Source organism: Streptomyces sp. TRM68416 (genome assembly GCF_014596915.1).
GTDB lineage: Bacteria > Actinomycetota > Actinomycetes > Streptomycetales > Streptomycetaceae > Streptomyces.
On record NZ_JACVWU010000006.1, the window covers coordinates 209770 to 229476 of the forward strand.

The 19707-nt window shown below is 71.8% G+C and carries 22 protein-coding genes; 10 read left to right on the forward strand and 12 right to left on the reverse strand.

Annotated elements, in window-relative coordinates:
- Positions 1–10 precede the first annotated feature (10 nt).
- The 3 genes from ICC28_RS12780 to ICC28_RS12790 form a co-directional block, all read right to left on the reverse strand.
- On the reverse strand, positions 11–616 hold the full coding sequence (locus tag ICC28_RS12780; protein WP_188288613.1) for a hemerythrin domain-containing protein: 606 nt from the start codon (positions 614–616) through the stop codon (positions 11–13).
- 157 nt (positions 617–773) lie between these two features.
- A complete protein-coding gene (locus ICC28_RS12785) occupies positions 774–2231 on the reverse strand; it encodes an FAD-dependent oxidoreductase (RefSeq protein WP_188288614.1) in 1458 nt (485 codons plus the stop codon).
- A gap of 31 nt (positions 2232–2262) precedes the next feature.
- Positions 2263–3480, reverse strand: a complete 1218-nt coding sequence (locus ICC28_RS12790) for a polysaccharide pyruvyl transferase family protein (RefSeq protein WP_188288615.1) — start codon at positions 3478–3480, stop codon at positions 2263–2265.
- 298 nt (positions 3481–3778) lie between these two features.
- Between ICC28_RS12790 and ICC28_RS12795 the strand changes: the two genes are divergently transcribed.
- The gene (locus ICC28_RS12795) at positions 3779–3940 is read left to right on the forward strand and encodes a hypothetical protein (RefSeq protein WP_188288616.1); all 162 of its coding nucleotides are present in this window, start codon (positions 3779–3781) and stop codon (positions 3938–3940) included.
- A gap of 18 nt (positions 3941–3958) precedes the next feature.
- Here ICC28_RS12795 and ICC28_RS12800 read toward each other — a convergent pair whose 3' ends face one another.
- From ICC28_RS12800 to ICC28_RS12815, 4 genes are all read right to left on the reverse strand, one after another.
- A complete protein-coding gene (locus ICC28_RS12800; protein ID WP_188288617.1) occupies positions 3959–4681 on the reverse strand; it encodes a metallophosphoesterase in 723 nt (240 codons plus the stop codon).
- Positions 4678–4947 (reverse strand): BON domain-containing protein, encoded by a 270-nt coding sequence (locus ICC28_RS12805; RefSeq protein ID WP_188288618.1) that lies wholly within the window; start codon positions 4945–4947, stop codon positions 4678–4680. The genes ICC28_RS12800 and ICC28_RS12805 overlap by 4 nt, the downstream gene beginning before the upstream one ends.
- Entirely contained in the window at positions 4944–5561 is a 618-nt protein-coding gene (locus ICC28_RS12810) for a hypothetical protein (RefSeq protein WP_411158592.1), read from the reverse strand. The genes ICC28_RS12805 and ICC28_RS12810 overlap by 4 nt, the downstream gene beginning before the upstream one ends.
- A gap of 287 nt (positions 5562–5848) precedes the next feature.
- Complete coding sequence (locus ICC28_RS12815; protein ID WP_188288619.1) at positions 5849–6481, reverse strand: DUF6629 family protein; 633 nt, start codon at positions 6479–6481, stop codon at positions 5849–5851.
- 128 nt (positions 6482–6609) lie between these two features.
- Here ICC28_RS12815 and ICC28_RS12820 point away from each other — a divergent pair, with 128 nt between their 5' ends.
- Both ICC28_RS12820 and ICC28_RS12825 read left to right on the forward strand, forming a co-directional pair.
- Positions 6610–7353: a TetR family transcriptional regulator gene (locus ICC28_RS12820; RefSeq protein WP_188288620.1), complete on the forward strand. Its 744-nt coding sequence runs from the start codon at positions 6610–6612 to the stop codon at positions 7351–7353.
- A gap of 137 nt (positions 7354–7490) precedes the next feature.
- Positions 7491–7913 carry a Zn-ribbon domain-containing OB-fold protein gene (locus ICC28_RS12825; RefSeq protein ID WP_188288723.1) on the forward strand — a complete coding sequence of 141 codons (423 nt, stop codon included), beginning with the start codon at positions 7491–7493 and terminating at the stop codon, positions 7911–7913.
- A gap of 21 nt (positions 7914–7934) precedes the next feature.
- On the opposite strand, the gene ICC28_RS12830 is transcribed toward ICC28_RS12825, so the two are convergent.
- The gene (locus tag ICC28_RS12830; protein ID WP_188288621.1) at positions 7935–8318 is read right to left on the reverse strand and encodes a PPOX class F420-dependent oxidoreductase; all 384 of its coding nucleotides are present in this window, start codon (positions 8316–8318) and stop codon (positions 7935–7937) included.
- A gap of 233 nt (positions 8319–8551) precedes the next feature.
- Here ICC28_RS12830 and ICC28_RS12835 point away from each other — a divergent pair, with 233 nt between their 5' ends.
- The 3 genes from ICC28_RS12835 (at position 8552) to ICC28_RS12845 (ending at position 11859) form a co-directional block, all read left to right on the forward strand.
- The gene (locus ICC28_RS12835) at positions 8552–9385 is read left to right on the forward strand and encodes an SAM-dependent methyltransferase (protein ID WP_188288622.1); all 834 of its coding nucleotides are present in this window, start codon (positions 8552–8554) and stop codon (positions 9383–9385) included.
- Positions 9386–9449: 64 nt separating this feature from the next.
- A complete protein-coding gene (locus ICC28_RS12840; protein ID WP_317454004.1) occupies positions 9450–10292 on the forward strand; it encodes a DUF899 family protein in 843 nt (280 codons plus the stop codon).
- A gap of 190 nt (positions 10293–10482) precedes the next feature.
- Positions 10483–11859 carry a S1 family peptidase gene (locus ICC28_RS12845; protein ID WP_188288623.1) on the forward strand — a complete coding sequence of 459 codons (1377 nt, stop codon included), beginning with the start codon at positions 10483–10485 and terminating at the stop codon, positions 11857–11859.
- An 87-nt stretch (positions 11860–11946) separates the two neighbouring features.
- Here the strand turns inward: ICC28_RS12845 and ICC28_RS12850 are convergent, their stop codons facing one another.
- Positions 11947–12132 (reverse strand): hypothetical protein, encoded by a 186-nt coding sequence (locus ICC28_RS12850; RefSeq protein WP_188288624.1) that lies wholly within the window; start codon positions 12130–12132, stop codon positions 11947–11949.
- Positions 12133–12243: 111 nt separating this feature from the next.
- Positions 12244–13404, reverse strand: coding sequence for an ROK family transcriptional regulator (locus tag ICC28_RS12855; protein ID WP_188288625.1), 1161 nt, complete (start codon positions 13402–13404; stop codon positions 12244–12246).
- 162 nt (positions 13405–13566) lie between these two features.
- Between ICC28_RS12855 and ICC28_RS12860 the strand changes: the two genes are divergently transcribed.
- Genes ICC28_RS12860 through ICC28_RS12875 form a run of 4 tightly spaced genes read left to right on the forward strand, consistent with a single transcriptional unit; the run spans position 13567 to position 17976 of the window.
- Positions 13567–14469: a carbohydrate ABC transporter permease gene (locus ICC28_RS12860; RefSeq protein WP_188288626.1), complete on the forward strand. Its 903-nt coding sequence runs from the start codon at positions 13567–13569 to the stop codon at positions 14467–14469.
- A gap of 18 nt (positions 14470–14487) precedes the next feature.
- Entirely contained in the window at positions 14488–15408 is a 921-nt protein-coding gene (locus tag ICC28_RS12865; protein ID WP_188288627.1) for a carbohydrate ABC transporter permease, read from the forward strand.
- Between the two features lie 10 nt (positions 15409–15418).
- Positions 15419–16762: an ABC transporter substrate-binding protein gene (locus tag ICC28_RS12870; protein WP_188288628.1), complete on the forward strand. Its 1344-nt coding sequence runs from the start codon at positions 15419–15421 to the stop codon at positions 16760–16762.
- A gap of 14 nt (positions 16763–16776) precedes the next feature.
- Positions 16777–17976 carry a Gfo/Idh/MocA family protein gene (locus tag ICC28_RS12875; protein ID WP_188288725.1) on the forward strand — a complete coding sequence of 400 codons (1200 nt, stop codon included), beginning with the start codon at positions 16777–16779 and terminating at the stop codon, positions 17974–17976.
- Between the two features lie 32 nt (positions 17977–18008).
- Here ICC28_RS12875 and ICC28_RS12880 read toward each other — a convergent pair whose 3' ends face one another.
- Together ICC28_RS12880 and ICC28_RS12885 are read right to left on the reverse strand one after the other, a co-directional pair.
- Positions 18009–18710, reverse strand: a complete 702-nt coding sequence (locus tag ICC28_RS12880) for a L,D-transpeptidase family protein (protein WP_188288629.1) — start codon at positions 18708–18710, stop codon at positions 18009–18011.
- Positions 18711–18900: 190 nt separating this feature from the next.
- Positions 18901–19707 (reverse strand): SDR family NAD(P)-dependent oxidoreductase, encoded by an 807-nt coding sequence (locus tag ICC28_RS12885; protein ID WP_188288630.1) that lies wholly within the window; start codon positions 19705–19707, stop codon positions 18901–18903.

Here is a 19707-nt window from a genome sequence, read left to right on the forward strand (position 1 = left end):
CACTCATGTGTCAGAACGTGTGGCTCCAGCCCGACAGCACGGCCCGTACGCGGTCGACCAGCCCGGGCCCCGGGAACAGCAGCCTGCCGGTCGGGGGGACACCGGGCGCGGTGGGGTACGGGCGGGTCGGCACGATGGATTTCACCCGGCGCATCCGGAAGCCGAGGTCGACGAGGACGGGCTCCGGAAGGACCTCGCGGGTGTAGGGGAAGAGCAGGTCGCGTTCGTCCCGGGTCTGCGTCCGGAACATGCGCAGCAGGCGCTGGACCAGGTCGGCGAACTCGGCGCTCTCCACGTCGGCGCTCGCGAGGTCCCGCATCAGCCGCTCGGCCCTGGCATGGTCCTCGGTCGCCGACTTCACGAGGTCGGCTCCCTCGACGAGGCGGTCCCGGGCGTGATCCACGAGGTGGCGTGCCGGGCCCGGGTGTTCGGTGAGCGCCGGATAGAGGAACTCCTCCTCCGAGACGTAGTGCCGGACCAGCTCGATGGTGGCCTGGTCCGTGTGGTGTCTGAGGCCTTCGTCCCGGGCCTCGGCATGCTCGATGCGCCGGAATATGTCCGCGAGTTGCCGTTGGTCCTCGGCGAGTTCCGTGAGGGCGTCGGTCTCGTCGGCCATGGCGTCGTCCCCGCTTTCGCTGCGTCGGAGGAGGGCGTGGAGCGTTGCTGACCGGACCACTTCACCGTAGTCCAAACCCGTCCGCGGTTCGCGTCGGGGCGGACGCCGGGCCCACGGCGCACACGAGGGTCGTGTCCGTGTCCGGCGCTGGGCCCCGTCAGGCTTCGGGCCCGTGGGGTGCCGGTTCCCTCGGCTCCAGGCTCAGGTGCGCCCCCTGGCGCAGCAGCGCGCGCTGGACCAGGTGGTGGGGCACCTCGCGGGGGCTGCGGCCGAGGCGGACGCCGAGGGCGGCACAGACGCCCGCGGCCTGGCCGGTGGCCATGGCGATGGGCATGACGCGGTAGGAGGAGTGGGCCACGTGGGAGCCGGAGATGCAGCGTCCGGCGACGAGCAGGCGGTCGGTGTCCCGGGGCAGCAGGCAGCGCAGGGGGATGTCGTAGAAGCGGCCGCGGGGAACGCGTTTGAGGACGGTGCCGCTGCCCCGGGGGTTGTGGATGTCGACGGGGTAGGCGCCGTGCGCGATCGCGTCGTGGAAGGAGCGTGCCGCGAGGATGTCGTGGCCGGTGAGGTGGTAGTCGCCGAGGATCCGGCGGGTCTCCCGGACGCCGATCTGGACGCCGCTCTGGACGACGTAGGACTTTCGGAAGCCGGGGACGCGCCGGCGCAGGAAGCGGTCGATCTGTTCCATCTGGCGGCGGGCGACGTACTCGGCGCGGCTGAGGTCCCACACGTCGGTGCCCAGGGCGCGGGTGACGCGGGTGCTGTTGACGCTGATCTCGCGGGGGTGCGGGGTGCCGAAGAAGAGGATGTCCTCGCGGGGCAGGCGCAGTTCACCGGCTTCGGTGGCCTCCTGGACGAGGTCCCACAGGCCGTGCACGCCGCGCCACTGGTCGGGGTGTTCGCCGACGTACTCGGCGAAGCGCGGCTGGACGAAGTCGGCGATGCGGAACATCAGCGTCATCGGCTGCACCAGCCCGTCCTCCGGCCGTCCGATCTCGTACGGGGCTCCGCAGGCGGCGGCGATGTCGCCGTCCCCGGTGGCGTCGACGACGACCGCGGCGTCGATGACGACAGGTCCGGACTTGGTCTCGAAGACCACCCGCCAGCCGTCGTCGAGGGGCAGCGCGGCGGAGGCGAAGGAGTGGAACAGCAGGTGGACGCCGGCCTCGTCGAGGAGGTCGAGGAGGACGAGTTTGTACAGCTCGGGGTCGAAGGGGACGGTGTAGCCGGTGTCGGGCGACGGCGGGATGCAGCCGCCGCGTGCGGTGAGCCGGTCCAGCAGCAGCCACAGGAACCCGGCGACGACGGGGTCGCCCTCGCCGTGGTCGGTGGGCAGCAGCCGGTGGCCGTCGCGGCCGCCGTCGAACACGGCCTGCTTGCGTTCGTTGTGGAACGACATCAGCGGCATGACCAGCGCGACGGTGGCGTTGCCGCCGAGGAAGCCGTAGCGCTCCACGAGGACGACGTCGGCGCCGGAGTCGGCCGCCGCACGGGCGGCGGCGGTGCCGGCCGGGCCGCCGCCGACGACCAGGACGTCCGTGCGGCCCCCGTGGCGGGCGGCGCGCGGTGGCAGGGTGACGGTCCGGGCGGGCTCGGGTGCTTTCAGGATCGGCATCGCGTCTCCCGTCGACTGGGTCCGGTGCCCGTCAGGTCTGCCGCGGGGCCGGGGCGAGCAGGGGCAGGTCGGCGTCCTCGGACGGTCGAGCGCGGCCGGCGCCGCCGTCGATGGCGTCCAGGAGCGCTCCGCAGCGCTCGCAGGTCTCCCGGGACAGGTTCTTCAGGCCGCGGACCCGCCGGTCGAGGTCCTGCTGCCGCTGCGGGAACTCGTCCCAGAGCCGGTCCACCTCGGCGACCAGCAGCCCGGCCTGTTCCCGCGCCACGCCGACCAGCGCGGGTGCCCCGGTACGGCGTGCGAAGTCGAAGACCTTGCCGGAGTACGGCAGCGGCAGCACGGGCAGTCCGGACAGCGCGGCGAAGATGACGACGTGCAGGCGCATGCCCACGACCATGTCCAGGTGGCTCATGAAGCCGAGGATCTGGCCGGGGCGGTAGGAGTTGTTCAGGATGCGTCCCAGGTCGGGGGCGCTCATCCGGGACAGCACGCCGTGCGCGTGGCGGACGTCCTGGCGTTCCATGGGTACGAAGACGACGTGCGCGTCCAGGCGTCGGGCGAGGAAGTCCGCCACGTCGGCGAGGAGTGCGTGGTAGTCGGCCTCGTCGAGCTTCTCCGCCGCCCGGCCCGGTTCGCGTACGGACATGCCCACCAGGCGGGTGTCCAGGGGCAGGCCCTCCTGGCGCATCATCTGCTCGGTGAAGGGTTCCGGGGTGAGCAGCAGGGCGGGGTCGGCGGTGACGGTGAGGTCGCGGTCGACGCCGACCTCCTCCAGCACCAGGCGTGACTCCTCGTCGCGGACCACGACCTCGGTCATCTCCGCCAGCACGGTGCGCACCGCCTCCCGGTCGTCCGCCTCGCGCAGCGGGCCGGCGCCGACGGCGTAGGCGAAGGTGGGCACGCCGCGCTCGTGGGCCGCCCGCACGATTCTGAGATAGCGGCGGGCCTCGCCGTCGTAGAGGATCCCGCCGCCGCCGAGGATCAGCAGGTCCAGGCCCGCCAGGGTGTCGAGCACGGGTTTTTGCGGGACGCCCTCCCAGTCGACCACCTCGTCGGCGTTCGGCTGGTGGGTGCGGGTGTGCTCGGCGTTGCGGCTGAAGACGACGAGCCGGGCGTCCGGCCTGTGGGCGCGCAGGCAGGCCAGCACGCACATCAGGATCGCCTCGTCGCCGGTGTTGCAGCCGCCGTAGGAGCCGAGCAGGCCGATCCGGGGGCCCGGTGCGGCGGGCGGCGGGAACTGGTCGAAGGTCATCCGGGACTCCCGTTCGACGGAGGTGCGGGACGGGGACGGCGGTCCGGGCCGGCGCACGGGGTGACGGACTGCGGCCGGGTCCTGTGGCGGAGTCACGCCTTCGTGGCGTCGGGGCCGAGTTGCCCGCGCCGCGCGGGGGAAACGTCGTCCCCGGATCTCCGGGTGGGCCGCGGGAGGGGGCGTCCTCGGAACGGCGTGGGTGCTCGCGCCCCGTGTCGTCCGGACGCGCGGCGGGTACCCGGGCCGGCACTCGTCCGCGAAGGCGTCCGAGAGGGTCCGAGAAGGAGGCAGAGCCGTGATGAGCCATCACACTCCGTCGCAGGCGGAGGGCGAGCGGGACGACGGGCCCCACGCGCCGGGCCGCTCCGACGAGCCCGTTGAGTACACGACGCCGTCCCAGGCCGAGGGCGAACGCGACGAGGAGGTCGTGGACGCAGAGGAGTCCGCCGGTGGTTCCTGACGCCGCCTGCCGGAGTGCTCACCCGGGCAGGTGGTAGACGTGGAAGGCGCGGCCGATGACCGGTTGCGCCACGTTGCGGACCTTGACGCCGCCGCTGGTCATGCCGTGTTCGGTGCCGAGGTGGGCGTGTCCGTGCACGGCGAGGTCGGCGCCGCCCTCGTCGATGGCCTCGGCCAGCAGGTAGCTGCCGAGGAAGGGGTAGATCTCCGGGGGCTCGCCGGCGAGCGTGTCGGGCACCGGGGAGAAGTGGGTGAGGGCCACGGTCGCGTCGCAGTCCTGCTCCGCCAGGCGTTTGAGGGAGAGGTGCAGGGCGTCGGCGCAGCGGCGGGTGTAGCGGACGAACTCCTTCATGATCGGCTCGCCGAACTCTCCGGCGCAGCGGCCGACGAACCCGCCGCCGAAGCCCTTGGTGCCGGCCACTCCGATGCGGGTGCCGTCGCCGGTCACCACGGTCTCCTCGCCTTCCAGGACGTGTGCGCCCGCGTCCTTGAGGACGGCCGTCACCTCCTCGGGGCGCTCGTCGTGGTGGTCGTGGTTGCCGAGGACCGCGACCACCGGCACCCCGAGGTCCGTGATCTCGCGCGCGACCACCCGGGCCTCGTCCGGGGTGCCGTGGCGGGTGAGGTCCCCGGCGAGGAGCAGGACGTCGGCGCAGTCGGGCAGGGTCTCGAAGGCGGGCCGGAGCACCCCTTGGCTCTCGGGGCCCATGTGGATGTCGCCGACGGCCGCGATGCGGATCATTCCAGCTCCTCGGCGTGGTCGGGGGCGGAGGGGTCCGCGACCGCGATGTCGCAGTGCACGGGGTGTCCGGCGAGTTCGGCGCGGGCGGTGCGCAGCACGACGTCGCGGCACTGGACGGACGGGACGGTGCCGGTCAGCAGGACCGCCTCGCCCCGGATCTCGATCCGCACGCCCAGTTCGGCGAGGGGCCCTTCCGCGAGGTGGTCGGTGAGGTGGGCGACGCGGTAGTCCAGGTTCTGCCGCTCCGGGCGGTCGGGGCGGCTCACGGTCCCTCCTCCGGCCGGCTCGGCCCCTCCGGCGGGGGTTCGATGACGTTCAGGCGTTCCAGGAGGAAGAAGAACGCGGAGGGCATCGGCTCGTCGCCGCAGTCCCGGCGTACGTCCTCCCAGTCGACCTTCTCGCGCAGGGCGCGGGCGGCGGCGAGCACCGGCCCGAAGTCGCAGTGGTGCTCGGAGAAGGCCTCGATCAGGCCCCGCATCAGGTCGGTCGGTGCCAGGACGGGCATGTGCACGGAGTCGACCGGCAGGTGGTGCGCGCGGGCCAGCATCCGCGGGGTGACCGGGCGGTGGGCGAGTTCGAGGATGATGTCGACTTCCTGGCCGAAGCAGGTGGTCTTGATCAGCCAGTCCTCGGGCGGCGTGCGGACGGTGAGTCCGGCCGCGGTCAGCGTGTCGGCCACCGCCTGGGCGTCGGCGCGGCACACGCAGAAGTCGGCGTCGTGCTGGAGGCGTCCGCTGCCGCCGTGGGCGTAGACGGCGACGCTGCCGGCGAGGGCGAACCGGTGTCCGTCGCGCTTGAGGAGGGCGCCGATCTGTTTCGTCGCCTCCAGGATGGCCTGGTGGCGGTCGCGCGGGAGGTCCTCATGGCTGTCCCGCGCCATGGTCTGGCGACTGTCGCGCGGGATGGCCCGGTGGCTGTCGCGCGGGATCGTTTGGCGGCTGTCGCGCGGAATGGTCTGGTGGCTGTCGCGCGGGAGGTCTTGGTGGCTGTTGTGCGGGTGCACCGCGCGCGGTGGCTCGGCCGGGCCGTCCTTGACCGGGTGGAGCTCCGGGACTCCGACGTGCCGGGCGGGCGCCGTGCTCTCCTCGTGCTGCGTCATGGCGGCTGGCTCCGTTCGGCGGCGGGCTGGGAATCGACGCGGCTCCGGGTACCCAGCGCGCTCGGGCACTACGCGCGCAGGGGCTCCGCGAGGCCGGGGCGGGCGCGTGCCCAGCCGTAGAGCACCACCGAGCACACGGCCGCGAACGCGCACCACGTCGAGACGAACTCGGTGCGCCACAGCGCCACGCAGATCACCGCGCCCGCGGCCGCGAGGACGCCGAGGGTCGCCAGGCGGCGGTCGCCGGACAGCAGCAGGGCGCCGATCGTGGCCAGCAGGTAGCCGGCGATCACCAGGTCGGCGTGGGGCAGGCCGACGACGTAGCCGACGGTGTGGCCGCGGATCTCGGCGCGCACCGGGCGCGTGGTGAGGGCGTGGGCGAGTACGGCGGCGGTGGCGGCCCCGGCGACCAGGGGCAGGGCGAGCCGGCGCCGGGCGGGCGGCGGCGCCGCGCACAGGACGCCCACCGGTACCCACAGCGGCAGCAGGGGCAGGGCGATGACCGCCCAGGCGAGGGTGGCGGGGCCGGTGCCGCCGTCCGCGGCCCAGACCGCCGCCTCTACGAGCTGGTGGGCGCCCAGCAGCAACGGCAGCGCGGCCAGCGGAAGGTCCCGGACCCGGCTCGTCCGGGCCACACAGGCAACGCCGACGCCGGCGATCACGGCGCCCGCCACCAGGTCGGCCTCCGCACTCCAGCACATCGCTCCACCCCGTCCGACCGCAGGAGACAGTTCCCTCATCTTCGCCCGGCGGGGCCGAGTGCACTCAGTTCCCCCGAAAAGCTGCACTGAGTGCCACACTCACCTGGCCGGATGCTACGTTCCGGTCCATGAGCTCCAGCAGTGCGGCGCCCCGCCGCGGCGAGAAGGCGCAGGCGGCGGCCGTGCGGCCGCCCATGCGGGAGGCGCTGGTCGCGGCGGCCTTCCAGCTGTTCGTGGAGCGGGGGTACGAGGAGACCACGGTGGACGACATCGTGACGCTGGCCGGGGTGGGGCGGCGTTCGTTCTTCCGCTACTTCCCGTCCAAGGAGGACGTGGTCTTCCCCGACCACGAGCGGTGCCTGGCCGACATGACGGCGTTCCTCGCCGCCGGCGACGACGCGGCCGACGAGCCGGTGCGGCGGGTGTGCGACGCGGCCCGGCTGGTGCTGCGCATGTACGCGGAGAACCCGGCGTTCTCCGTGCAGCGCTACCGGCTCACCAGGAAGGTGCCGGGGCTGCGCGCGTACGAGCTGTCGGTGGTCTGGCGCTACGAGCGGGCGCTCGCCGAGTATCTGCGCGGCCGGTTCGCGGGCCTGCGGGACGGGACGCTGCACGCGGACGTGATCGCGGCCGCCGTGGTCGCGGCGCACAACAACGCGCTGCGTTCCTGGCTGCGTTCGGACGGCCGGGGCGACGCGACCGCCACCGTCGACCACGCGCTGGCGTACGTGCAGTCCGCGTTCGGCGCCTCTCCCCCGCCGCGTGTCGCCGAGCGGCCCGAGGACGACGTGGTGGTCGTGGTGGCGCGCCGGAGCGCGCCCCTGTGGCGGGTGGTGCAGGAGCTCGAGACCTCCCTCGGGCCCCGGGATTGAGGGTACGCAGTGCCTTTACGCCTGGCACTGAGTGCCATACGCTGACGGTGTGCACGGTGGCACGGCGACCGGGCACGCATGTGCGCGGGTGCGGCCGCGTACGTGGGATTCCGGCCGAGCGCAGGGAGTTGACCAGCGTGTACCACCCCTCATCAGGAAGCGTTGCCCGCCGGACAGACGGCTCCGCGGTCGGCGTCCTCGACACCAAGGCTCCCGCCTCCGGCGGCGACGCCCTGCTCTTCCAGCGCTGCACCTGGTGCGGCACGGCCATGTACCAGCGCCTGCTGTGCCCGGTCTGCCACGGCAGCGACCTGCGCACGGAGCGCAGCGAGGGCACCGGCACGGTCCGCCACTCCACGGTGGTGCACCGCAACACCCCCGCCGCGCGCAATGTCTCCCTCGTGGAGATGACCGAGGGGTTCGTCGTGCGCGGCAGGGTCATGGGCCCGCCGATCGGCATCCACAGCGGCGATCGTGTACGGCTCTCCCAGGCCAAGGACCCCATCCGCGGCGAGCCGGTGTTCCAGCTGGTCGACGAGCCGTACCGGGCCTGGACCTGATCGGGCGCCGCGCGGCCTCCGTCAGGCCAGGGTCACCCGGATGCCGACCGTGCCGTCCACTCCGCGCCGCAGCCGGCTGCCGAGCAGGGAGAGCCGGCCGGTGACGCCGTACTTGCGGGCGACGAGCCGCCGGTAGCGGGCGCTGGTGTCCCGGTCGCAGATCTCGGCGGTGGCGGGAACCTGGTCGCCGGTGGGCCGGCCGCGCAGGTCGCAGGGGCCCACGAGGACGTCGGCGCGGGCCCGGATGCGCTTGACCTTCCAGGAGTCGGCAGCGGTCCACACGCCCAGGGCGTCACCGTCGCGCACGACCCACACGGGCGTGGCCACCGGGGTGCCGTTCCTGCGGTAGCTGGTGATCAGCAGGTACTTGCCGGCGCCGAGCCGCTCCAGCGGTGTGTCGTTCATGGGCGGCAGTCTATGCAGGCGCCCGCCGGGACCCGGCGCCGCCGAAGGCCGAGTCAACGCCCGAGGTGCTTCGACGTGAACGCGGGCGGCGCGCAGGGGCCGGTCGGCGGCGCGGTAGGGCCGGACGGCGTGCCGGCGGGCGAATCGGGTGGTGCCGACCCCTCGGCAATCATCAACAAGTCCGTCTAGATTGCGCGTTGACATCCGCCCCCGCACCCCGCAGGAGCCGTCCCGTGACGGACATTCCCCCGGCCGCGCAGAACAGCGCCGCGGCGCTGAGCACCCGGATCGACACCCTGCGACCGCACACCGCCCGGATCTGGAACTACTGGCTGGGCGGCGGAGACTACTACGAGGTGGACCGGGTGGCCGGTGACCGGATCCGCGAACTGCATCCGGCCATCGGCGAGTACGCCCGCGCCGACCGGTTGTTCCTCGGGCGAGCCGTACGCCATCTCGTCGCGGCGGCCGGAGTACGGCAGTTCCTGGACATCGGGACCGGCCTGCCCACCGCGGACAACACGCACGAGGTCGCGCAGCGGCTCGCACCGGAGTGCCGGGTCGTCTACGTCGACAACGACCCGCTCGTCCTGGCCCACGCCCGGGCGCTGCTCACCAGCTCCCCCGAGGGCCGCACCGATCACCTGGACGAGGACCTGCGCAACGTCGAGGCCATCCTCGAACGCGCCGCCGACACCCTCGATCTCAGCCGTCCGGTGGGGGTGCTGCTGCTCGGCGTGGTCATCTTCATCGGCGAGGACGAGGACCCGTACGGGATCGTGCGCCGGCTGATGGCGGGGCTGGCGCCCGGCAGCCATCTCGCGCTGTCCCACACGGTGACCAGCCCGGCGATGCCGGACGTCGACGAGGCCGTACGGTTCTGGAACGCGCACGGCACACCCCGGCTGCACCAGCGCACGCCCGAGGCGGTCGCCCGCTTCTTCGACGGACTCGAACTGCTCGAGCCGGGCGTGGTGCCGTGCTCGCGCTGGCGCCCGGAGCGTGTGCCGGACGGGTGCGAGCCGCCGGAGGTGGCACTGTACGGCGGAGTGGGCCGCAAGAACTGACCGGGGTTCCGGTGCGGCGGGCGACGTTCGCCCTGCGCGGTCACGACTGGATCCAGGAGACATCGTGAACGATGACGCGAAGAACGACGACGAGGCGAGGAACAACGACACCGCTGCGCTGCCGCCGGTCGTCGACCGGGAGACCTGGCAGGCCGAGGTGGATGCGCTGCGGGTGCGGGAGAAGGCCCATACCCGCGAGGGCGACGCGATCGCGGCGGCCCGTCGGCGCCTGCCCATGGTGGAGGTGGATGCCGGTCTCGAGTTGATCGGACCGAACGGTCCGGTGACCCTGCTGGACGCGTTCGAAGGGCGTCGGCAGCTCATCGCCTATTACTTCATGTGGTGGCCCGGCCGGCCCGCGCCCGAGCAGTGCGAGGGCTGCACGCTCTTCCTCGGCCAGGTCGGCGAGCTGTCCTACCTGCACTCCCGTGACATCACGTTCGCGGTGTTCAGCCAGGGCCGCAACACCGCGTTCGGCCCGGGCGACGCCCGGGCGTCCTACGACGAAAGCGTCCGCTATCGCGACTTCATGGGCTGGGACATGCCGTGGTACTCGGCACAGCCCTCCCTCGAAGCGCTCCTGGTCGGCCGCCGGCTCGGCCTGATGCACCTCGTGTGCTACGTGCGGGAGGGCGACCGGGTCTTCGAGACCTACTGGACGTCGCGCCGCGGCGTGGAGGTACTGGACTACAACTACGCGCTCATGGACCTCACCGTCTACGGGCGCCAGGAGCCGTGGGAGGACTCGCCCTCCGGCTGGCCGCAACCGCAGGTCGACAGGGAGTCGGCACACATGCGGACCGACGGACGCCCCACCGCGCAGTGGGCGCGCATCCGCGCCGGCCACTCCGACGACCTCGGGACCGGGGAGACGGGCACGGAGCCCATGCCGCACAGCTGTCACTGATGCCGCACGGGCGGTGCGGTGCCGCACGGTGTCGTGACGCGCGTGCCGAAGCGCCGCGAGATCGAGAAGATCTCCGAGTCCGAGCCTGCGGTGAACGTGTGCGGCCCGCGCCACGTATGAAGAACGGGCGCTCAACTCCGCGAGGGCCCCGTGGTGTTGTCACCGCGCTGTTCTGGTTCGGGAGCCATGCATGAGGCACGCACGACGACGGGTCGTCCGGCGAGTGACACGACTGGCGGCCGTCGGCGGACTGCTGCTCGGCGGGGTGATGGTCACGCACGCCGTGGCGAGCGAGCCGGCCGGCGGCCCGACCGCGCCCGGGGCTTCGGTGCGGTCGGCCATGGACCCGGCCGCCGGTGTCGTCACCCGGCTCGGCCCCTCCCGTACGGCGGGCAGTTGGGTCGGCGCCGACGGCAGGCCGGTCGTCGCGGTCACCGACGAGGAGGCGGCCGACCGGGTACGCCGGGCGGGCGGCGAGCCGAAGATGGTGTCGCACAGCATGAACGAGCTGCGGTCGGCCACCTCGACGCTGTCGTCGGCGCCCCGGGTGCCCGGCACGGCGTGGGCGCTGGACTACCGGACCAACGAGGTGGTGGTGCGCGGGGACAGCACGGTCTCGTCCGCCGACTGGTCCCGGCTGACGCGGGTCGCGGAGGGGATCGGCGGCTTCGTGCGGATGGAGCGCACCGAGGGGACGTTCACCACCCGCCTCAACGGCGCCCAGCCGATCCTGTCCACCGCGGGACGCTGCTCGGCGGGCTTCAACGTGACCGACGGACAAGGTGAGTTCATCCTGACCGCCGGGCACTGCGGGCCGAACGGCTCGGTCTGGTTCGCCGACGAGCGGGGCGCACAGCAGGTGGGCCAGACCGTCCGGCAGAACTTCCCCGGCGGCGACTTCTCCCTCGTCCGGTATGCGAGCGGCGAGGCGGGGGACGGCGCCGACGTGGTGGCCGTCGGCGACGGGAAAGGGGTGCGGATCACCGGTGCGGGCGATCCGGCCGTCGGTCAGCGGGTGTTCCGCAGCGGCAGCACCACCGGGCTGCGGGACGGCACGGTGACGGCACTGAACGCGACGGTGAACTATCCCGAGGGCACGGTGACCGGCCTGATCGAGACGAACGTGTGCGCCGAACCCGGGGACAGCGGCGGCCCGTTGTTCTCCGAGGGCATCGCGCTCGGGCTGACCTCGGGCGGCAGCGGGGACTGCGTCACGGGCGGTACGACGTTCTTCCAGCCGGTGACGAAGGCGATGGCCGAGCTGGGGGTCGAGTTGATCGGGGCGGCGCAGCAGGGCTCGGGGCAGCAGAACCCGGCGCCGGAGCCGTCCGCTTCCGCCACGCAGAGCGCGATCGCGCCGGGTGCGGCCTCGCCCGGGTCCTCGGCCCCGGTCACGGGCGTACCGGACGGGTCGCAGCTGCTGTCCCGGCTCGCCGACCCCCGGAACGTCGGCCCGGGCCTGCTGGTGATCGCGGGCAGTCTGGTCGCTCTGGTGGCGACCCGGTTCATCCGCGCGGAGCAGGACCGCAAGGCGTATCAGCAGTACTACTCGGCGACGTGGGGGTGAGTCGGCCGGCCCATGGAAAAGGGCACCCGCCGGAAGGAAGGGTGCCCGTGGGTCGCGGTCTTCGAGTTCGGCGGCTCCCGGGGAGCGTCAGGCCGCGTTCTCCGCCTGCGGGGCCGCTGCGGCCCACTCCAGGACGAGTCGTTGGTACTCCTCGCGCTCCTGGACGCTCAGTGTCCCGCCTGCCCGGCGCCACAGCGCCCGGATCTCCTCGTTGACCTCGTCAGCCGATCGAACGGAAACGGGTTCAACACTGGTGGACATGGTGTGAAGCATACGGCGCCGGAGGTGAAGGCCGCGTGAGCTATCACGCACAATACGGGCATTTCAGACCGTGTTGCTGATCACTCCCGATCGCACCGAACCGCTCAAGATTCCCCGCATCGCTCAGGCTTCGGCCGCTCCCAGCACCAGCACCTGGATCGCGAGAACGGCGGCACCCCGGGCCCAGTCGTGAAAGTCGGACACCCTGGTCTCCAGGTCGATCGGGGCGGCCAGCGGATGGCGGTGGCCGCGGATCGTCTCCGCGACGGTGTCACCGGCCACGTCCATCAGTCCGACTCCCTCGCCGGCGAGCAGGATCCGCTGCGGCATGGCGAAGTTGGCGATCTGTGCGACCAGGATGCCCAGGGCGCGCCCCGCCTCGCGCACGACGCGGGCGGCCATGGGCTCGCCCGCGTCGGCCAGCCGCAGGATCTCCGCGTAGCTCCGCTCGCGGCCGGTGGCGGCCTGCACCTGGTAGCGGATGTTGGGGATGGTGAGGAGGGACACGGCGCTGCCGCGTTGACCGTCCGGGGTGAGCGGGCCGTGCGGGTCGATGATCCAGTGCCGGCCGAAGCCGCGGTCCTCCTCCTCGGAGGGCACCCGCTTGCCGCCCAGGACCAGGCTGTAGCCGAGTCCCGCTCCGATGGTGAGGACCACGAAGCGGTCGAGGCCGCGTCCGGAGCCGAACCAGGTCTCGGCCTCGGTCAGGGCCGCGACGTCGTTCTCCACCACCACGGGCAGGCCGGTGCGCTCCTCGACCAGCGCGGCCAGCGGGATGTCCCGCCAGCCCAGGAACGGCGACTCCGCCACGACCGCCCGGTCCTGGACCCGGCCGCCGACGCCGATGCCGATGCCGGCGAGCCGGGGGAAGCCGCCCGCGAGCTCGCGTGCCATCGCCGCCAGCAGGTCGGCGACCCCGGCCGGGTCGTGCGTGGTGAGCGGGCGGTCGAGGCGGGCGACGATGTCGCTGCGCAGGGTGGTGACGACGCCGTAGACCATGTCGTCGGTGACCTTGAAGCCGATGAAGGAGCGGGATTCGGGGACGACGTCGAGGGGCTGCGAGGGGCGGCCCTGGCGCACCTCGGCCGGGCCTTCGGCCTCGGGGACCTCGACGAGCAGGCCCGACTCGATGAGCGGTTTGGTCAGCCGGGTGAGACTGCCGGCCGACAGGTCCAGGCGCCGCGCGAGCTCGGTGCGCGACAGCGGGCCGCCGACGAGCACCTCGATCGCCACCGAGCGCTCGCCCGCGCTCAGCGGAAGCCAGCTGGCGACGGCTGCGGTCATCGTTCCGACCTCCGAAATTTTTTCGCAGCGAAAACAACAAGGTCACTGTAGGCGCTCGGGCCTGACCGGGAAAAGACGGTTGCACGGCACTTGACGGGTGGATTCTTTCGCCTCAAAAGTAAGTTCCCGAGGACGAGCCGCCGCAGCCGAGGGAGTCTCCTGATGACCGTCGCCTCCAGCAGCCCTCCGTCGCGGGAGATGCGCGGGGACGGACGGCTCGCCGCCCTGTTCCTCGCACCGGCCCTGCTGGGCTTCGCGGTCTTCCTGCTCTGGCCGACGCTGCGGGGCGTGTACCTGAGTTTCACTCGCTTCAACCTGCTCACTCCGCCCGAGTGGGTGGGCCTGGGCAACTACTCGCGGATGGTCCGCGACCCCATCTTCTGGGACTCGTTGACGGTCACCGTCGAGTACGTCGCCATCAACATCGGCGTCCAGACGGTCCTGGCGCTCGCCATCGCCGTGCTGCTGCAGCGGCTGACGCAGTCGGCGGTGCTGCGCGGGGTCGTGCTCACCCCGTATCTGATGTCGAACGTCGTCGCGGGCATCGTCTGGCTCTGGATCCTGGACACCCAGCTCGGCATCGGCAACGAGATCGTCGCCGGGCTCGGCTTCGACCGGATCCCGTTCCTCGCGGACGAGACCTGGGCGATCCCGACGATCGCGCTGATCAACGTGTGGCGTCATGTCGGCTACACCGCCCTGCTGCTGTTCGCGGGGCTGCAGGCGATCCCGAACGACATGTACGAGGCCGGGCGGGTGGACGGCGCGAGCGAGTGGCGGATGTTCTGGCGGATCACCCTGCCGCTGCTGCGTCCGGTCCTCGCGGTCGTGCTGATCATGACGGTGATCGGTTCGTTCCAGGTGTTCGACACGGTCGCGGTGACGACCAACGGCGGACCGGCGAACGCCACCAACGTGCTCCAGTTCTACATCTACGGTGCCGCCTTCGGCCGCTTCCAGTTCGGCTACGCGTCCGCGATGTCCGTGGCCCTGCTCGTGGTCCTGAGCGCCATCACCTTCCTCCAGTACCGGCTCACCCGGGCCGGCCGGACCGACCTCGGCTGACGGAAGGGAGCGACCGACATGACCGCCGTGACGACGACCACCGGGATACGACCCGCCCGGCGCCGGAGGCTCTCCCCCGGCCGGGTCCTGGCCTGGACTGCGATGGGTGCGATCGTGCTCGTGACCCTGCTGCCGTTCTACTGGATCCTGCGCACCGCGCTGTCCTCCAACGCCGCACTCGCGGCGAACCCGGGCGACCCGCTGCCCGTGGACCCGACCCTCGGCGGCTTCGAGCGGGCTCTCGGCCTGCAGTCCACCGAGGAGGCGATCGCCCAGGGCGGTTCGGGCGGCGGGCTGAGGTTCTGGCGCTATCTGATCAATTCCGTCATCGTGTCCACGCTGATCACCGTCTGCCAGATCCTCTTCTCCGCCATGGCCGCGTACGCCTTCGCCCGGCTGCGCTGGCGCGGCCGGGACCATGTGTTCGCCCTGTTCCTGGCCGGGCTGATGGTGCCGACCGTCTTCACGCTGCTGCCGAACTTCGTGCTCATCAAGGAACTCGGCCTGGTCGACTCCCTGTTGGGCGTGGCCCTGCCGACGATGTTCATGACGCCGTTCGCGGTGTTCTTCCTGCGGCAGTTCTTCATGAACGTGCCCCGGGAGGTCGAGGAGGCGGCCCTGCTCGACGGGGCCGGAAAGATCCGGGTCTTCTTCCGGGTCATGCTGCCGATGGCGTCCACCCCGGTCCTCACCCTGGGCGTGCTGACGTACATCACCTCCTGGAACGACTACTTCTGGCCGCTGATGGTCTCCTACAGCGACAGCTCGCGGGTGCTCACCGTGGCGCTGGCCGTCTTCCGGGCGCAGACCCCGCAGAGCGGCTACGACTGGTCAGGCCTGATGGCGGCCACGCTCATCGCCGCCCTTCCGATGCTGGTGCTCTTCGGCTTCTTCGCGCGCCGCATCGTCAGCACCATCAGCTTCACGGGCATCAAGTAAGGGGAGCGGGATGCGACTTCGTACCGTCACGGCGCTGGCCGGAGCCCTCGCACTGTCCCTGGCCACCGGGTGCGCGCAGCAGGGCGCGGCCGGATCGGGGGCGAACACGGTGACGTACTGGCTGTGGGACGCCAACCAGCTGCCCGCCTACCGGGCCTGCGCCAAGGACTTCGAGCGGCGGAACCCGGGCCTGAAGGTGAAGATCACGCAGATGGGGTGGGCCGACTACTGGACCAAGCTCACCGCGAGCTTCATCGCGGGCACCGAACCGGACGTCTTCACCGACCACATCCAGAAGTTCGGCCAGTTCGCCGATCTGAAGGTGCTGGAGCCGCTGGACGACCTGGGCATCGACGACTCCGCCTACCAGCCGGGCCTGGCCGCCAACTGGACCGGCCAGGACGGCCGTCGCTACGGCGCCCCGAAGGACTGGGACACCATCGCCCTCTTCTACAACCGGCAGATGGTGAAGGAGGCCGGGCTGACCGCCGCCGAACTCAACGACCTGTCCTGGAACCCCGAGGACGGCGGCACCTTCGAGAAGGCCGTCGCGCGTCTGACCGTCGACAGGAACGGCAGGCGCGGCGACGAGAAGGGCTTCGACAAGAACAACGTCAAGGTGTACGGGCTGGCCACCGGCGGCGCGGGCGACAGCGACGGCCAGAGCACCTGGAGCCCGTTCACCGCCTCGGCCGGCTGGCACTACACGGACAAGGCCCGCTGGGGCTCCGAGTACCGCTACGACGACCCGACCTTCCAGTCGGTGATCGACTGGTACTTCGGCCTGGCGAAGAAGGGCTACCTGGCGCCCTTCACCGACTACACCGACGGCGCCAACCCGGCCGTCGCCCAGCTCGCCTCCGGCAAGGCCGCCACCTCCCTGGACGGCGCCTGGATGATCTCCACCTACTACGGCAGCAAGGGCCTGAAGGTCGGCACCGCCGTCACCCCGGTCGGCCCGACCGGCAAGCGGGCCACCATGCTGAACGGCCTCGCCGACTCCGTGACCAGCAACGCCCGCAACAAGGAGGGCGCGAAGAAGTGGGTGCGGTACCTGGCCTCGGACGCGTGCCAACGGACCGTCGGCGGCTACGGCATCGTCTTCCCCGCGACCCCCGAGGGCACGCGGGCCGCCGTGGCCGCGTACGAGAAGAAGGGCATCGACGTGTCCGCGTTCACCGAACCGGTCACCGACAAGAAGAACTTCACCACCTTCTCCTTCCCCGTCACCGACTACGCGGCGGACGTCTTCGCCCTGATGCGCCCCGCGATGCAGGACGTCTACGCCAACGGCGCCCCGGCGAGCGACCTGACCGAAACCAACGAACAGATCAATTTCATCCTCGGCCAGTGAAAGGCACCTTCTTCATGACGTTCTCCCTCGGTATCGTCGGAGCCGGACAGTTCTCCGGCCAGTTCGCCCGGCTGTTCCAGGCGCACCCCGGCGTCCGCGACGTCTACGTCACCGACCTCCTGCCCGAGCGGGCCGAGCAACTCGCCGCCGCCGAAAGCCTGTCGGGCACCTTCCCGTCCTACGAGGCGATGCTGGAGTCGCCGGCCGTCGACGCGGTCGCGATCTTCACCCAGCGCTGGACCCACGGCCCGCTGGTCCTCCAGGGCCTCAACGCGGGCAAGCACGTCTACTCCGCGGTCCCCATGGCCATCGCCACCGACGAGATCGCGGCGATCATCGACACGGTCAAGTCGACCGGCCTGACGTACATGATGGGCGAGACCAGCCACTACAACCCGGCCACCGTGCACGCCCGCAACCAGATCGCCGAGGGCGCCTTCGGGCGGATCTTCTACGCCGAGGGCGACTACGTCCACGACATGGATCTGGGGTTCTACGAGGCGTACCAGTACAGCGGCGGCGAGAACTGGAAGGCGACCGCCAGCTATCCCCCGCTGCTGTACCCGACGCACTCGGTGGGCGGGGTGCTGGGGGCCTGGCAGACGCACGCGGTGAGCGTGTCGGCGATCGGGGTGGTGGACGAGCGGGGCGACGGCGTCTTCGACCGGTCGGTGAGCCAGTTCGACAACGACGTCTCCAACGCCACCGCGCTGTTCGAGGTGGCGGGCGGCGGGTCGTTCCGTACGAACGAGTTCCGGCGGGTCGGCTACCCGTGCCAGATCCGCGAGTCCCGTTTCCGGTTCTTCGGTACGGAGGCGAGCATGGAGCAGCTCGCCACGGTGGCCCTGTGGCAGGACAAGAGCGGGGTGAAGGACATCAGCGAGCTGCTGGAGCCCAAGCCCACGATGTCCCCCGACGACCCCTCGCTCCAGCACATCGCGCCGGACCTGCGGGCCGCCTTCACCTCCGGCTCGGCCCCGGTGCACGACCGCGCCCGCCTGCCGCGGGAGTTCGACCACCTGCACAACGGGCACGAGGGCAGCCACCACTTCCTGGCGGACGACTTCGTGACCGCGGTCAACACCCGGACCCTGCCGCCCGTGAACGCCTGGGTCGCCGCCCGCTACACCCTGCCGGGCATCATCGCGCACGAGTCGGCGCGGCAGGGCGGGGCGAGGCTGGAGATCCCGGACTTCGGGGACGCCCCGGCGTGACGTTTGCCCGCGGGCCGGGCGCCCGACTCCGGTCAGGTGCCCGGCTTGCGGCCGTACACGAAGACGTCGTCGCCCTTCTTCAGCAGCGACCAGTACTTCTTGGCGGCCTTCTTGGTCATGTTGACGCAGCCGCGGGAACCGGGCGGGTTCCACATGCTGACGTTGGCCTGGTGGAAGGCCTGGCCGCCGTCGAAGAACTGGGCGTAGGGCATCGGCACGTCGTAAATGGTCGAGACGTGGTCGATGTTCCGCCAGTAGATCTTCTTCAGACCGGTGCGGGTCTCGTTGCCGTCGCGGCCGGTGCGGACCGGGACGGGGCCGTAGACGAGCTTGTCGCCGTCCTGGATCCAGCTGAGCTGGAGGGTGAGGTTGACGCAGGCGATGCGGCCCTTGTTCACCGGGCACTTGCCGGCCTTGTTGGGCTTGTTCCCGACGGCCTTCTGCTTCAGCATCAGGTCCATCACGCCCCAGGTGACGGGGCCCGCGTAGCCGGCGTTCGGCTTGATGCCGTGCTTGGTCTGGAAGGCCTGGATGGCCTTGCAGTCGCTGGGCGACTGCTTGCCGTCCACCGGCAGGCCGAGGAACTTCTCCACCTTCTTCTGGTACGGCCCGGTCTGCGTCGTACAGCTCGCGGCCTGCGCCGGTGCGGCGGCGCCGAGCGCGAGGCCGAGCGGTGCGACCAGTCCTGCGGTGATGCCGAGTGCGACGGCGCGCCGTCTGCGTATGTCCCCCATGACCGAACCCTTCCGTCGGGTGCTCCTGTGGTCTTCTGCGAGCTAGACCGGTGCGCGGGGGTATCGGTTGTAGGACTGCCCGTGCTGTGACGAAACGGTGAAGTTCCGCCCGGTCGTCCGGCTCGACCCGGCACCCGGAAGGGGGCGGCGTTCGGGACTCCGGCGTACCCCCGGGGCCGATGCGCTCGCCTCAGCTGCCGTCCGTCGGTCCGGGGACCGGGCAGGCCCCCGTGAAGGCCGTGTTGACGGAGGTGACACCGCCGTCGACGACCAGCGTGGTTCCCGTGATCCAGGACGCGTCGCGGGAGGCGAGGAAGGCGACGGCGGCGGCGATGTCCTCGGGTTCGCCGACCCGGCCGAGGGGGTAGACCCGGCGGAGCGAGTCCAGCCGGCCCTCGCGGCCCGCCCAGGCGGTGGTGCGCACGGTCCCCGGTGCCACGAGGTTGACGCGGACCCCGCGGGCCGCGGCATGCCCGGCGAGCGTGCGGGTGAGGGAGCCGAGGCCGGCCTTGGCGGCACTGTAGGCGTGGTTGCCGAAGCCCTGGATGCCGTTGACCGAGCCGATGGAGACGATCGCGCCGCGGCCGGAGGCGACCAGGTGCGGCAGGGCGGCGCGGCTGCAGCGGTAGGCGCCGGTCAGGGTGAGGTCGAGGTCGCGGGCCCAGACGTCGTCGGGTTCGTCCTCGAAGAGCGGGGCGTCGGGGGTGCAGCCGTAGGCGTTGTTCACCAGGACGTCGAGGGAGCCGAAGGCGGCGACGGCCCGGGCCACTGCTGCCTCCACCGACGTGCGGTCCCCCACGTCGCAGCCGAACGCCTGCGCCGCGAGGCCCTGTTCGCGCAGGGCCGCCGCCGTCCTCTGCGCCTCCGGCTCGTCCACGTCCGTCACCAGTACCCGGGCTCCCTCCTCGGCGAGCCGGCGGGCGGTGGCCGCGCCGATGCCGCGGGCCGCGCCGGTCACGAGAACTCCGTACCCCTCGAAGCGCGTGATGTCCGTCAT

Excerpts from the sequence above, each read along its gene's own strand:
- ICC28_RS12780 (WP_188288613.1), bottom strand. The coding sequence starts at position 616 with ATGGCCGACGAGACCGACGCCCTCACGGAACTCGCCGAGGACCAACGG.
- ICC28_RS12785 (WP_188288614.1), bottom strand. The coding sequence starts at position 2,231 with ATGCCGATCCTGAAAGCACCCGAGCCCGCCCGGACCGTCACCCTGCCA.
- ICC28_RS12790 (WP_188288615.1), bottom strand. The coding sequence starts at position 3,480 with ATGACCTTCGACCAGTTCCCGCCGCCCGCCGCACCGGGCCCCCGGATC.
- ICC28_RS12795 (WP_188288616.1), top strand. The coding sequence starts at position 3,779 with ATGAGCCATCACACTCCGTCGCAGGCGGAGGGCGAGCGGGACGACGGG.
- ICC28_RS12800 (WP_188288617.1), bottom strand. The coding sequence starts at position 4,681 with ATGATCCGCATCGCGGCCGTCGGCGACATCCACATGGGCCCCGAGAGC.
- ICC28_RS12810 (WP_411158592.1), bottom strand. The coding sequence starts at position 5,561 with ATGGCGCGGGACAGCCATGAGGACCTCCCGCGCGACCGCCACCAGGCC.
- ICC28_RS12815 (WP_188288619.1), bottom strand. The coding sequence starts at position 6,481 with ATGTGCTGGAGTGCGGAGGCCGACCTGGTGGCGGGCGCCGTGATCGCC.
- ICC28_RS12820 (WP_188288620.1), top strand. The coding sequence starts at position 6,610 with ATGAGCTCCAGCAGTGCGGCGCCCCGCCGCGGCGAGAAGGCGCAGGCG.
- ICC28_RS12830 (WP_188288621.1), bottom strand. The coding sequence starts at position 8,318 with ATGAACGACACACCGCTGGAGCGGCTCGGCGCCGGCAAGTACCTGCTG.
- ICC28_RS12845 (WP_188288623.1), top strand. The coding sequence starts at position 10,483 with ATGAGGCACGCACGACGACGGGTCGTCCGGCGAGTGACACGACTGGCG.
- ICC28_RS12850 (WP_188288624.1), bottom strand. The coding sequence starts at position 12,132 with ATGCTTCACACCATGTCCACCAGTGTTGAACCCGTTTCCGTTCGATCG.
- ICC28_RS12855 (WP_188288625.1), bottom strand. The coding sequence starts at position 13,404 with ATGACCGCAGCCGTCGCCAGCTGGCTTCCGCTGAGCGCGGGCGAGCGC.
- ICC28_RS12860 (WP_188288626.1), top strand. The coding sequence starts at position 13,567 with ATGACCGTCGCCTCCAGCAGCCCTCCGTCGCGGGAGATGCGCGGGGAC.
- ICC28_RS12865 (WP_188288627.1), top strand. The coding sequence starts at position 14,488 with ATGACCGCCGTGACGACGACCACCGGGATACGACCCGCCCGGCGCCGG.
- ICC28_RS12870 (WP_188288628.1), top strand. The coding sequence starts at position 15,419 with ATGCGACTTCGTACCGTCACGGCGCTGGCCGGAGCCCTCGCACTGTCC.
- ICC28_RS12875 (WP_188288725.1), top strand. The coding sequence starts at position 16,777 with ATGACGTTCTCCCTCGGTATCGTCGGAGCCGGACAGTTCTCCGGCCAG.
- ICC28_RS12880 (WP_188288629.1), bottom strand. The coding sequence starts at position 18,710 with ATGGGGGACATACGCAGACGGCGCGCCGTCGCACTCGGCATCACCGCA.
- ICC28_RS12885 (WP_188288630.1), bottom strand. The coding sequence starts at position 19,707 with ATGACGGACATCACGCGCTTCGAGGGGTACGGAGTTCTCGTGACCGGC.